We start from the raw sequence: 12,785 nt of genomic DNA, 5'->3' as shown, positions 1-12,785 counted from the left end.
ATATGTCTAAAGCTCCGTCAGTGCTCGAACGACTTCAGTATCAAAGACGATCGCTTGTTCCTCAGTAAGGATCTCTCGCATCTCAAACACATGCTCGATAGTGACTTTTTGCAGCTCCCCCATGGCTGTGTGGAAATCATCAATCGCCGCCTGAACAGCGGGCGAATAGGATTTGTCGGCCTCCATTGCGCCAGCGAGTGTGAAGTTGGCTGCGCGAAGTTTTTGTTCCAGTTCAGCTTTTTTGGCCGCGAAACGGTGTTCGATTTGCTCGAGTTCTACTTCCTGATCCGCTGAGAGATCCAAGTCGTGATGGACCAGCTCATGCAAACCGGAAGCTGTTTCTAACGGATGCGTCCTGGCCCAGTTTTCAGCGACAAACACGCCGGTCATGGCCGCGCAAAGGGCTAGGAAAGCGACAATAATCCAGTGTTCGAGTTTCATTACCGTCTTACCTCAAAATCCCAGACGGGGCATATGGCGCATCAACAGAGAAGACCGAAAAATCACTCGATGACGACTGGCTGGGCGCCCCGAACAATCCGACCAAAAGTCCGATTGCAACCGCAAGCGCAATCGCCGCGGTTCGGCTTACTGCCGGTGTCGCAAAAAGGCGACCGTCTGTGGCAATTGCTGCGGACGAATCTGGGTGTCCGGCCGGGTTGCGCGCGTCAATCCGTTCCCAAACCTCAGCTTCGAGATTGTGAAGGTCGCGATCAAGACGCGTCTCCTTTAAATCTTTGATGAGCGCGTCTATGTCAATTTTCATGGCGCTCTCCTTTCGAGAAACAAACTTCGGGAGGATTAGGTATTGTCAGATACGCAGCAGCTATAGCTCTCCCTCAAAAACAATTATAAAAATCAGTATACACGGATCGCACGCCTGACAATGGCAATCTGCATGTGGGGGATGATAGACGCCATTGCTCACTGCACATTTGGCGATGTCCTAATCGCCGGGTCTTCGCTGTAGATCGCCTAGCTCATCGCGGGGTGCCGTGGATGGCCAGATAAACACTATTGGCGCGTGGCAGGGTTAAGCCTCCTGATTGGACTGAGCTATACGGTGTTCAGCGAATGGCTGAATATTTCGATCCGCGAAAGCTGGGCCTATCGCGAAACAATGCCGACGATAGAACCGCTCAACACTGGGCTGTCGCCACTCTTGCACTGGCTAATCATCCCGAGTCTGACCTTTGCCTGGCTGAAAAGCGCGATGCGGCGGTGACAGGTCGCTAAAGTGTCGCACTCCATACCCCAAGGGGGCATAAGGGGTGACTGGTCTGGCCGCGTAACCACTCGACAAGGACGCCCAATCCTCCCCCCAAATGTTCCAACGGCGTCCAACGCAAGAAGGAGAACATCATGCGTTTCAAACTCGCCGGACTGCTCATCGCGACAAGCAGCTTGATTGCACCTGCCGCACTCGCAGACGTTTATAATCTGGAGATCGACCAATTTGAACGGACGGTCGATGGCGAGACGCTGACTGGCGTCAGCATTAACGGGACGAGCCCTGGTCCTCTATTGCGACTGCGTGAAGGCGAAGACGTCACCATCAATGTCACCAATACACTCGACGTAGATACCTCGCTTCACTGGCATGGGATTATCCTGGACGCTGGTATGGATGGCGTACCGGGGATCAGTTTTGACGGCATCGCGCCGGGCGAGACCTACACGTATAACTTCACCGCCAATCAATCAGGTACCTACTGGTACCATGGACACTCTGCCCTGCAGGAACAGGAGGGCGTCTTCGCGCCCATCATAATCGAACCGGCAAAGCCCGACCCCTTCGAGTATGATCGCGAGCATGTGATCATACTCGCCGATTGGCTGAACGACAGTCCTTACAAAGCGCTCGCCAATCTCAAGAAGCGCTCGAACTATTACAATTATAATCGCCGAACCGTTTTTGACTTTTGGCGCGATTGGAGAAATGCTGATCGCGGCGAAAAGACGGACGTCATCCAGGAGCGATTGGCGTGGGGCCGGATGCGCATGGATCCAACCGACATTGTCGACATTACCGGTTACTCGTTTCTGGTGAACGGCGAAACACCTGAAGACAATTGGAGCGGTCTTTTTGAAGCGGGCGAGAAAGTCCGCCTCCGGTTCATCAATGCTGCCGCGATGACCTATTTCGACGTCAAGATTCCGGGACTTAAAATGACAGTGGTCCAGGCCGATGGTCAAAACATCGAGCCAGTCTCGGTTGATGAGTTCCCGATCGCTATCGCTGAAACCTTCGATGTTATTGTCGAGCCTGAGGCGGGACAATCATATACGATCTTCGCCGCCGCAAAGGACCGCTCAGGATATGCCCGTGGCACACTCAGCGAGACACCCGGCACCGAAGCGGCGATCCCGGAACTTGGGCCCCGGCCAGAGCTGACAATGGCAGCGATGGGAGAAGACCATGACAGCCACGGCGCGATGGCTGAAAGTGAAGCTGTCGGTATAGATGAGATGACCATGAACATGAGTGGAGACGCCCATCGCGGACATGGCGAAATGCCTGCAATGGAGCATGGACCTAAAGTTCTCTCTTATGACGATCTTCGCGCGCTCACGCCATATACGGACCGGCGAGCGCCGGACCGCGAGGTCGAGCTACGTCTCACGGGCAACATGGAACGATATTTCTGGTCGATTAACGACGTGAAGTTCGGTGACGCTGGTCCGCTCGAATTCAATTACGGCGAACGTGTGCGGATTACGTTCAAAAACGAAACGATGATGGAGCACCCGATGCACCTGCATGGATTATGGATGGATCTGTTGAATGGCGAGGGCGACATGGCACCCCGCAAGCACACGATCAACATCCGGCCAGGTGAAACCATCTCGGCCGATGTAACCGTCGATGCCACAGGATCCTGGGCCTTCCACTGCCACATTCTCCAGCACGCCGCTACCGGCATGTTCCGGCAAGTCAATGTCATTGGCGGCGTTCAATAACAAACAATCATAAGGAATAAACAGATGAAATCCAAAATCTTGATCGTGGGTGCGCTCGCTATGGCGACCGCCCTCCCTGCCCTCGCAGCCGAAGGCGACCCGGTTTACAATTACACACTGGCCGAAGCCGACATTGCTGAGATTGATGATGAAACGGTCGGTGCCTTTGATGCCCAAGGCTGGGTCGGCGGCGATTATAATCGCTTTTGGTGGAAGACCGGAGGTGAGTTTGCCGATGGCGACTTTGATGACGCCGAGGTCCAAGCGCTGTATTCGCGCTACATTTCAAAATTCTGGGATGCCCAGATTGGTGTACGCTACGACCTTGAGTCTAAGGGCGAGACCTACGGTGTCATCGGGCTGCAAGGTCTTGCGCCCTACTTCTTCGAAGTTGATGCAGCCGCCTTTGTCTCTTCAAGCGGTGATGTCAGCGCCCGCTTTGAAGCGACTGGGGAACTTTTGTTCACGCAACGCTTGATCCTCGAACCCGGCATCGCGCTAGATTTCTATGCTGAAGACGATCCGTCCCGGCAGATCGGTTCGGGTCTCTCGACCGCTGAATATGGCGCGCAATTGCGCTATGAACTCACTCGTGAATTCGCACCTTACGTCGCACTTACCTATGAAGAAGCCTATGGCGACACTGCTTACTTTCAACGCTTGGAAACGGGCAGCGCTAATCGCACCATCTTTAAGGTTGGAATACGCACCATGTTCTAACGATTAGTGTTAATTGGTTATCTTCATCAAGCTACTCAATTGATCCAGAATCTACAAACACAGACGAATGCCCGCGCTGGAAGGTGTGGGCATTTGCGTGTTTAAACGGCGATGCCCAATTTGAAATAGTGACTCATAAAAAGCTCCTTAAGCTGATTATACCGCGCCGGGTCCCGTCAGAGTTGTCGCAGCAGCAATGACCAACAGAATACCCGCAAAAACAAGAATGTCAGCGCCAAGCGAGCGCTTGAGACTCGCCACGCCGCTTGGCGCATCGTTCTTCAATAGCTGCGTGATACGCAATTTATTCCAGGCACCAATCGCAAGTGCCAGAGTGGCGAGCAGAAGCTTTGTAAGCAGCAACTGCCCGTACGAACTGGACAGTATCGCTTCACCAGATCCAGCCAGACGCAGCGCCAACCATATACCAGAAACGAATAGTATTGGAACACACCAGAGCGCAATTTTGCTGAAACGCTCCATTCGAAAATGAACGAGATCGGCATCTAAACTAGCGCGGGGCCAAAGCGTAAACGGTGCGACGATCCAGAAGCCAGCTATTAGTACATGTCCGCTAGCAAACCATGGTGCCAAACCCGGCATATCAAGCCCTTGGGTATGTCCGCCAAGCCCAAAACCTGCAGCGATAAAGATAGCCGCAGGCAGCTTAAGATATTTCAGAGGCACCAAGCTTGAGGCCGCGATCAGTCCTCCGCCAGCCAAGTATGCCATCGCCTGGTAGCGGTTGGCCGTCCAGATCCAGCTAAAGGTGTCCGGCGAGAAGGCAGCACTCAAACCACCAGCCAGTTGCGCATTCAAAAGAGCGAGCCGGAGAGAGACGGCGATGACCAGGCCAAGACCAAGGATGACAAACCATCGCCGAGATATGACAATTGCCGCAGTGCTATGTAGCGCCGCGCCAAGGCCAATAAGCGCGGTGAGATAAAGTCCGAACTTCGAAAACAATACGAGAAGCGTCAACATTCAAACACTTAGCCGGTGATGGTGAACGATACTTCACCTTTCATAACGTGCCCATCTTTAGCCACCGCCCGCCACTTCAAAACGTATGTGTCTGCCACGAGGGGTGGCAATGCGACGGTAAAACTCTTTTGCATGGCCCGGGGGGGATCAAAGTTGATTGCCACCGCTGCACCGGCCAGGGTTTCAAGCTCTAGCCCGGCGAGACCGACGGCGCTACCAAAGCTGAATTCAAATGCCGGAGGCGCTTCCTTCAAAGTTGCACCATTTTCGATATTTGCCGTCTTTATCGTTGTGTGAGCTAGAGCCGGCGCTGCGAATAAAACTGCTGCGATCGCAGCAGTTGAGAGCATTTTTCTGTCAAGCTTCATGTTGGTGTTAGTCCTTGTTTTCGATCCAATCCATTACCTGTTTACGCTGGTCACGCATCGTACCCTCAAGAAAAAGCTATATCAGACTCGAGATTAGAGTCATGGCGGGAATCGCAGCGTCGCTCAAATAGTCAATGAAGAACGCTATTGCGTCGACATTGTCCGTCAGGTTCAGGCGATCAAAGTCGCGCTGGTCAGCCCTAAAACGGTGATGCTGGATGATCACTTGCAAAACCTCATCGAGAGCTCATTGAAAGGTAATAGCCTGAAAGCAAGGTTAGAAAAGGTCGAAGAACTGGTCGCCGTGCTGGCCGGACGTTAAAAATAGCTGCGCTGTCGGATCACATGCCCGTATGTGGTGTTTATTTCTTTAGACAATTCGGATATAGGTGAAGCCATGATTTCGATTGCCCGCCTTTTAACTATTTTTGCGATGATCGCAATGATAAGTGCTCCGGCAATGGCCTGCTGTTTGACAGGCCATGATGACGCCGCGCATTTAGAAATCGGCGTTAATCACGACAGCGCGGCGATGTCCGACACTGATACCTGCCATGATACTATGGCTGCAATGCAGGTCGACCAAACGCCTGCCGCTCCTTCGGCCCCTGATTGTGCGGGATGTTTTGATTGCGAAACCACGCTTGCGAGTACTGATGACGCGCTTCAGCCCGCACCTTTTAGCGCGGCTCAGAGCGCTGACCTGGTGACCACGCTCACGACCCGTTTTTCGGGCTTTGATGCGCCGCGGCTCGTTCTGACAACAGGACCGCCCGCATTAGACCATATTGCCAACCTAACACTTGTTGAACTCAAGCAATTTCTCCTGATCTGATTGATGTGAACACGCCTTGCCGCCGGTCGCTGACCGGGGGCTTATTTTGTTGTTCACTCACCTCCTCTAATTGGAGATCAGGATGTATACACTACCCAATAAACCCCTTCGCCCCGTATTGGCAGCTCTCCTGCTGTCGACACTTGGTCCTGCAGCCATCGCTCAAAATATGGATGCACTTGAAGCGCGGCTCCTTGAGCACCCTACTTTGAACGCTATGCGTTATGACTCAGATGCTCTGCGTGAACGCGCGCAAGCAGCGACAGGATTACCGGACCCGGTGATCTCGTTTGGGGTTAATAATTTCCCAGTCTTTGATCCGTCTTTTGATACGTTCTTGCCGACAAATAAGGCGATAAGCGTTCGCCAGCAATTTCCTAATAAAGCTGGTCGAGAAGCTAGATCCGAAGAAGTTCAACAACGCACTGTGCAGAACGATGCAGCGATAGATATGAGATTCGCTGAATTGCGCGCAGCATTGCAGATTGCACTAATTGAAAAACGACGGATTGAAACCCAGCGTATGCTGGCAGAAGAACGAGAAGCAAAATACACTGAACTCGAAGACATCGTTCAAACAGAAATTGATGCAGGACGACCAGTAGTCTTTCGGTTAGCTGAAATTGATATTGAGCGAGCTGAAGTCGCCATAGTGCTGGCTGAACTCCAAGGGCAATTGAGTCAAGTAGAAGCTCAATTGATTAACCTTGTTGGATTAGTTCCAGAGACTGCCGCGCCTGTAATCTCAGCTTTAGACTGGAAGGGAGATGCTCAAGCCTTCCATCTAGTTCGGGTCTCAGAAAAGGCAATTGACGTAGCGGATGCAGGCGTAGATAAAGCGAAAGCTGACTTCAGGCCCAATTGGGGTGCACAGCTAACTTATCAGCAGCGCGATGAAGGCAATGGCGCACCCGGGTCGACCTTTGCAGGCGATGATTGGGTATCCGGAGCAGTAACATTCACAATACCTCTTTGGGCAGACAGCCGGCAGGCTCCAGCACTTCGCGCAGCTCAAGCCGACCGAGAGGCGGCTCGTGCGCGGTATTTAGCCGCCACGAGAACCGCCTCAGTTCAATATGCAACATACAATGCAAAGCGTAGAGCGGCTGAAGAGAATATTGCAGTTTTTCAACAGAAGATTGACGCGATCGCTGATCAGGTCGCCGCGCAATTAACAACATATGAGTCAGGTGTTGGTGACTACTCTCCAATTATAGATGGAGAAATCGCCTCCATCGCCTTTCGCGCACAGATCGCGCTTGAACAATCCCGCCGTGACATTGCGATTGCGCGGATGAATGCTCTTTTGGTGTCCCAATGAAACAAACACTTCAATACAGCGCTTCTGCGCTCAGTTTCCTGCTCTCCGCCTGTAGTGTCGAGCAGGCACTTCCTAATAGCCAAACCGCAATAACGCAAAAAGAAAATACGCCCGGACAGGTGCAACAATATACCTGTCCCATGCATCCCCACTACATTTCAACTGACTCGGACGGCTCATGTCCAATTTGCGGTATGGACCTTGTTCCAACTTCTGGGTCTTCGAGTTCTGGAGAACGAGAGATCCTCTACTACAAGCATCCGATGGGACAGCCTGATACGTCATCAGTACCGAAAAAGGATTCGATGGGAATGGACTACATACCCGTCTACGCCAAGGCTTCAACATCATCGACAGTGATCGTTGCTCCAGAAATGATTCAGACAATGGGTGTTCGGCTGGCCGTTGCTGAAACAACGTCATTCGGACAATCCGTGCGTGCCTTTGGGACAGTAGAAGCAGATGAACGGCTAGAAGCAGTATCAGCGTCTCGTCTTGAAGGGTGGATTGAAAATCTCACTGTTCGGGCTGAAGGTGATACGGTTCGACCTGGTGCCCTGCTCTATCGTGTTTACAGCCCAGAATTGATTGCAGCCCAAAAAGACTATATTGCGTCTCTCGCAATAGGAAACGAAAACCGAATAGCTGCTGTCCGCCAGCGCCTGCGTTCCATCGGTATGCAGAACGTTATCATCAACCGTATTTCCGAAACGCGCGAAGTGCTTGAGCGTGTACCTGTTTATGCCGAGGCTGGAGGTACTGTCGACAAACTTCAGGTACGCGAAGGTGATTATATTAAACCTGGAACGCCAATTCTAAAGCTGCAGTCCTATGCAGATGTTTGGATCATTGCGTCCATTCCCGAGCAGGACCTTGCTCTTATTGATACTGGTATGCCTGTTTTGCTTGACTTTCTAAGCGCGCCTGATGCTTCAGCAACCGGGCGGGTAGACTATATCTACCCTACCATTAACTCAAAAACACGAACGGGTGATGTTCGTATAGAGATCGATAATTCGAAAGGCTATCTTCGCCCTGGAGCTTACGCTGACATCCGTTTCGATCTAGGCGGAGACACTCCCCGACTTGCAGTGCCGACCGAAGCGATCTTGCGTGATAGCCGAGGAGCGCATGTCATTATGGCACTTGGTGAAGGTAGGTTTGCCGGACGTGCTGTGCGCATTGGTATCTCAGCAAACGGATTGACTGAAATTCTTTCAGGATTGGTTTCTGGGGAACAAGTCGTCGCTAGCGGACAGTTTATGCTGGATAGCGAAGTTAATTTACGCGAAGGGTTTTCCAAACTTCAAGCCCCGCCCGCATTTGCTGCCGGACCAGAAACGCCACTATCACAACTTCCAGTGGACACCACGACACTCGCAGAGATCGATCACTTTACTGACATGGCGCTCTATTTTCATGAAGCGCTGACCGATCGCTATAAGATCGATCCCTACTTCGTGGACCCAGCCTTGAGGCTGGGTGAAACGTTGCGCACACGATTTGCTGACACCAAGCTGGCTGATATTCTGGAGTCGGCAGAAACAGCTCTGCGGGCCGCGAAAGCTGCGCGTGAAGGCGAAGCGCTGGCCGCAACGCTGTCAGACTTGATGACGGCGCTTGAACCGTGGTTGCTGGAGGGCGCGCCCGTCCACTATCAAACGGCTGGCCTAGTGCTTTACCGCGAGACTGACACAGATCGCCTCTGGGTGCAGGAAGGTGGAGCGGCCCGCAATCCTTACGGAAACGGCGCTGCTGAGACCGTTGATTGGCCCGACCCAATGGCGGGCGTTGAGGCGTCCGACAATGAGCGCGGCGCTATCGATCCGCATTCTGGTCATCAGTAGGAGTATATTATGTCAGACCCTTACAATGAAGACCTAGCAGGCCGTGATCCGTCCAAGTCTGGAATCGCGAAGCTCATTTCTTGGTCGATTTCAAATCAATTGATCGTACTTACACTCGCAGCGGCATTGGCCATCTCGGGCTGGTTCGCGCTAGATAATACACCACTCGACGCGGTCCCTGATTTGACCGATACCCAAGTCATTATCCGAACAGACTTTCCAGGCCAAAGCCCGCAAATCGTTGAAGACTTGGTTACCTACCCGCTCTCGACCAACATGCTAGGTCTTCCTAAAACAAAAGATGTGCGCGGTGCATCTATGTTTGGTACCAGCTTTGTGTACGTTATTTTCGAAGATGATGTGGATCTCTATTGGGCTCGTTCTAGAGTAGTCGAAGCACTTTCGCGACTGGGATCAGAGCTTCCACCAGGCGCTGTGCCGCAAATTGGTCCGGACGCCACAGGGGTTGGCTGGGTCTATCAATACGCTCTAATCGACAAGACCGGCGGCACCGATCTGGCGCAGTTGAGATCCTTGCAGGACTGGTTCCTAAAACTTGAGCTGGCAGGGGTTGAAGGTGTATCCGAAGTTGCCTCAGTTGGCGGGTTTGTACGGGAGTATCAGGTCCTGATCGACCCTAACCGATTGCGTGCTTATAATGTGCCACTCCGTCGTATAAGCGAGGCCGTTAAAGTTGCTTCTAGTGAAGTTGGCGGGCGGGTGTTGGAACAAGGCGAAAACGAGTTTATCATTCGTTCATCGGGTTATGTCGATAGCAAGGATGACCTAGATAATGTCGTCATTTATGCACGCGATGGAACGCCCGTTCTGCTATCTGACATTGCACGCATAATTGCAGGACCGGCACTTAGGCGTGGGATTGTCGAACTAAACGGAGAAGGCGAAACTGTTGCCGGTATCGTCATCATGAGAGACGGCGAAAATGCGTTGCAGGTTATCGAGCGGGTAAAAGCCAAGCTTGCAGACCTTCAGCGTGGCCTCCCGGTCGGGGTAGAGATTGTCACAGTATATGATCGAGCGCCATTAATTGAAGGCGCAGTAAAGTATCTTGAACACAAGTTAATCGAAGAAGGGATTGCCGTAGCCCTCGTTATCTTCATATTTCTTCTGCATGTACGATCGTCATTTGTAGCGATCATCACCTTACCATTGGGTGTCCTTGGTGCATTCCTGATCATGTCCTTCCAGGGCGTAACCGCAAACATCATGTCCCTTGGTGGCATTGCAATTGCGATCGGTGCAATGGTGGATGCTTCTATTGTTCTGGTTGAAAATGCGAGTCGTAAACTTTCGGAACTCGATGAAAAGCCAAGTGCCAAACTACATCGACAAACAGTGATCGCAGCAGCTCAGGAGGTCGGCCCAGGGATCTTTTTCTCTCTCTTAATCATAACGGTCTCGTTCCTGCCGGTCTTCGCACTATCAGGTGAGAGTTTCCGGCTATTTTCACCACTTGCCTTCACCAAGACCTATGCAATGGCGTTCGCTGCTATCTTGTCGGTTACATTGGTTCCTATTCTGATGCTTTATCTCATGCGCGGGCGAATGCGGCGTGAACAGGAGAACCCGGTCAACGCCTTTTTTGTTTGGATATACAAACCGATTATTCACGCCGCGCTTCGTTTCAAATGGATTACGGTCGCATTAGCAATCACCCTCACCGCAAGTGTCATCGTCCCTATCCAACGGCTCGGCTCAGAATTTATGCCAGCCCTTTATGAGGGCGAATTGTTATACATGCCAACCACGCTGCCAGGTGTCTCTTCTACCAAAATGCGCGAAATTCTCGGACAGACGAACAGAATAATGATGACCGTGCCGGAAGTGGAACGTGTTTTCGGCAAAGCGGGCCGAGCCGACACAGCCACCGACCCTGCACCGCTGACAATGATTGAGACCTGGGTCAAGCTTAAGCCCAAAGATCAATGGCGTTCTGGCATGACTGCCGATCTGATCAATGAAGAGCTAAACTCAAAACTTCAAATGCCTGGTTTGGTGAATTCTTGGGGGTATCCGATCAAAATCCGTATGGACATGGTCTCGACCGGTGTGCGGACCCCCATTGGTGTGAAAGTGACTGGTGATAATCTCGTTGAAATCGAGCGGATCGCGCGTGATATTGAAACGGTTATTGCCGACGTTTCGGGTACTCGTTCTGCTTTCGCTGATCGCGTTCTTGGAGGCAAGTATCTCGAAATCATGCCAGATCGCGGTGAACTTGCGAGGCGCAATATCGATATGGGCGTTTTCCAGTCTGTTGTACAAACGGCTCTTGGTGGCATGCGCCTTGCCGAAAGTGTCGAGGGACGTGAACGGTATGACATTATGCTCCGATATGATCGCCCGTTCCGCGAAACCAGCGAAGACCTAGAAGACATCCTTGTACCAACTCCTGCTGGAGCCCACATCCCACTCGGCGAGCTTGCAAACATTAGCTTTACAGAGGGACCTCCCATGATCCGCTCTGAGAATGCTCGTCTGACAGGCTGGGTGTTTGTCGATATTGTGGGCCGCGATATCGGAGGATATGTCGCAGAAGCGCAACGAACTGTCGCAGAGAATGTCGACCTTCCCTCAGGTTATGCTGTGGCGTTTTCTGGACAATATGAACAGATGCAACAGGCCGGGGAACGGCTTCGTATAGCGATTCCGGCCGCAATCGCACTCATTTTTCTTCTGCTCATGTTGCATTTTGGACGGCTTGATCGAACCGCTATCATCATGTTGTCACTCCCTTTTGGTCTAATTGGAGGGCTTTGGGCAGTTTGGCTAGCTGGCTATAATCTATCGGTCGCCGTCGCTGTTGGCTTCATAGCGCTTGGCGGCATTGCCGTCGAAACAGCTGTGGTCATGCTCCTATACATTGATGCTCAGGTGCGTGAAACGCAGCCGAAGAACAGGGCTGAGCTATTCGATGCGGTCAGCGCAGGCGCTGCCATGCGCGTGCGGCCAAAACTTATGACTGTGACTACTATTTTTGCCGGACTTGCACCCATCTTCGTTACCGATGGTTTGGGATCTGACGTGATGCGACGTATCGCTTTACCCATGCTTGGCGGCATGACCTCAACTCTTTTGCTGACCCTGATTGTTATCCCTGCAGTCTATTATATTTGGGTCGGACGTAACCTTTCCACAAGCGCCGGAAAGGCTCCAAAAGAAACGCGCGCTACTACTGTTTTATCTGAAGGAGACTAAGCTTATGAAACTCTACACTGTAATTGCTTTCAGCGCAGGAATTTTGATCCTACCCGCTTGCGGGCAGACCGCGAATGACACACCGACTTCAAACACATCTACTCAAACCGAGATGCCGATGGAGATGGCCAATGGCAAGGTGATGGATCATTCTCATTCCGATCACGTCATGGAATCACGTGATATCGGTCACGCTACTGGCGTAGTTGAATCACTTGGCCCCCAAGGTGACTTTTTGACGATCGATCATGGGCCTATTGATGCCATTGGAATGGGTGCGATGACCATGGGCTTTGACATTGCGGGCGATGTTGACCTTACTGGTATTGAGGATGGCGACACAGTCAGCTTTATGGTCAAGAAAGGCCGAGACGGCTCTTATCGGATCACCAAAATCTGTGAAACCGACGTAGCTGGTGATGATTGTCTCGCCAGCATGATGGACCATTCCGGTCACGAGTAACATCAGTACCCACAGGGTGGCAAAGGAAAAGGCCGCCTGTATGGGAGGCCTTGTTCAAAACTCTTTT

The 12,785-nt window shown here is 52.0% G+C and carries 11 protein-coding genes and 1 pseudogene; 8 read left to right on the top strand and 4 right to left on the bottom strand.

Going from position 1 to position 12,785, the window contains the following annotated elements; translation table 11 throughout:
• Positions 1–6 precede the first annotated feature (6 nt).
• Together HBAL_RS03540 and HBAL_RS03535 are read right to left on the bottom strand one after the other, a co-directional pair.
• Entirely contained in the window at positions 7–441 is a 435-nt protein-coding gene (locus HBAL_RS03540) for a Spy/CpxP family protein refolding chaperone (protein WP_015826549.1), read from the bottom strand.
• Positions 442–448: 7 nt separating this feature from the next.
• Positions 449–766 carry a hypothetical protein gene (locus tag HBAL_RS03535; protein ID WP_015826548.1) on the bottom strand — a complete coding sequence of 106 codons (318 nt, stop codon included), beginning with the start codon at positions 764–766 and terminating at the stop codon, positions 449–451.
• Positions 767–1,362: 596 nt separating this feature from the next.
• Between HBAL_RS03535 and HBAL_RS03530 the strand changes: the two genes are divergently transcribed.
• Together HBAL_RS03530 and HBAL_RS03525 are read left to right on the top strand one after the other, a co-directional pair.
• Positions 1,363–2,961 (top strand): copper resistance system multicopper oxidase, encoded by a 1,599-nt coding sequence (locus HBAL_RS03530; protein WP_015826547.1) that lies wholly within the window; start codon positions 1,363–1,365, stop codon positions 2,959–2,961.
• A 24-nt stretch (positions 2,962–2,985) separates the two neighbouring features.
• Entirely contained in the window at positions 2,986–3,681 is a 696-nt protein-coding gene (locus HBAL_RS03525) for a copper resistance protein B (protein ID WP_015826546.1), read from the top strand.
• 156 nt (positions 3,682–3,837) lie between these two features.
• Here HBAL_RS03525 and HBAL_RS16260 read toward each other — a convergent pair whose 3' ends face one another.
• Both HBAL_RS16260 and HBAL_RS03515 read right to left on the bottom strand, forming a co-directional pair.
• Positions 3,838–4,500 (bottom strand): CopD family protein, encoded by a 663-nt coding sequence (locus tag HBAL_RS16260; protein WP_159098026.1) that lies wholly within the window; start codon positions 4,498–4,500, stop codon positions 3,838–3,840.
• Positions 4,501–4,673: 173 nt separating this feature from the next.
• Positions 4,674–5,033: a copper resistance CopC family protein gene (locus HBAL_RS03515; protein ID WP_015826544.1), complete on the bottom strand. Its 360-nt coding sequence runs from the start codon at positions 5,031–5,033 to the stop codon at positions 4,674–4,676.
• Between the two features lie 124 nt (positions 5,034–5,157).
• Here HBAL_RS03515 and HBAL_RS16570 point away from each other — a divergent pair.
• The 6 genes and pseudogenes from HBAL_RS16570 to HBAL_RS16875 all read left to right on the top strand — a co-directional run.
• A pseudogene (locus HBAL_RS16570) lies at positions 5,158–5,355 on the top strand (metal-sensing transcriptional repressor); the annotation flags it as partial.
• A 36-nt stretch (positions 5,356–5,391) separates the two neighbouring features.
• On the top strand, positions 5,392–5,868 hold the full coding sequence (locus HBAL_RS03510; RefSeq protein ID WP_149037353.1) for a hypothetical protein: 477 nt from the start codon (positions 5,392–5,394) through the stop codon (positions 5,866–5,868).
• A gap of 82 nt (positions 5,869–5,950) precedes the next feature.
• Positions 5,951–7,189, top strand: coding sequence for a TolC family protein (locus HBAL_RS03505; protein ID WP_015826542.1), 1,239 nt, complete (start codon positions 5,951–5,953; stop codon positions 7,187–7,189).
• Positions 7,186–9,036, top strand: a complete 1,851-nt coding sequence (locus HBAL_RS03500) for an efflux RND transporter periplasmic adaptor subunit (protein ID WP_015826541.1) — start codon at positions 7,186–7,188, stop codon at positions 9,034–9,036. Before HBAL_RS03505 ends, HBAL_RS03500 begins: the two co-directional genes overlap by 4 nt.
• A 9-nt stretch (positions 9,037–9,045) precedes the next feature.
• Complete coding sequence (locus HBAL_RS03495; RefSeq protein ID WP_015826540.1) at positions 9,046–12,255, top strand: efflux RND transporter permease subunit; 3,210 nt, start codon at positions 9,046–9,048, stop codon at positions 12,253–12,255.
• A 4-nt stretch (positions 12,256–12,259) separates the two neighbouring features.
• A complete protein-coding gene (locus tag HBAL_RS16875; protein ID WP_015826539.1) occupies positions 12,260–12,718 on the top strand; it encodes a copper-binding protein in 459 nt (152 codons plus the stop codon).
• Positions 12,719–12,785 lie beyond the last annotated feature (67 nt).

Source organism: Hirschia baltica ATCC 49814 (assembly GCF_000023785.1).
Taxonomy (GTDB): domain Bacteria; phylum Pseudomonadota; class Alphaproteobacteria; order Caulobacterales; family Hyphomonadaceae; genus Hirschia; species Hirschia baltica.
Note: the sequence above shows the minus strand (reverse complement) of the source record. Positions and strands in the feature narration are given on the sequence as shown.